This is a genomic window from Chryseobacterium sp. SIMBA_029, from assembly GCF_046535275.1.
Lineage (GTDB): Bacteria > Bacteroidota > Bacteroidia > Flavobacteriales > Weeksellaceae > Chryseobacterium.
The window spans coordinates 1-231 of the sequence record NZ_JAWRXA010000920.1 but is presented as its reverse complement, the minus strand read 5'-3'; the positions used below and the strand labels follow the sequence as shown (position 1 = coordinate 231).

At 42.0% G+C, this 231-nt stretch carries 1 protein-coding gene; it reads left to right on the top strand.

What is annotated here, in order from left to right; all coding sequences use genetic code 11:
• On the top strand, positions 1 to 231 hold a 231-nt coding region (locus tag SB679_RS26510; RefSeq protein WP_410705435.1), incomplete at both ends, for a methylmalonyl-CoA mutase family protein.

Sequence of the window (231 nt, the reverse complement as noted above, 5' to 3'; positions counted from 1 at the left end):
ACTTTGCCCCAAGATTATCATTTTTCTGGGCCATCGGAATGAATCACTTCATGGAAATTGCCAAAATGCGTGCGGCAAGATATATCTGGGCAACCCTTTTAAAGCAATTCAACCCACAGAATCAAAAATCTCTGGCATTAAGGACCCATTCTCAGACTTCGGGATGGTCATTAACAGAGCAGGAGCCTTTTAATAATATCACAAGGACTGCCATTGAAGCTTTGTCTTCAG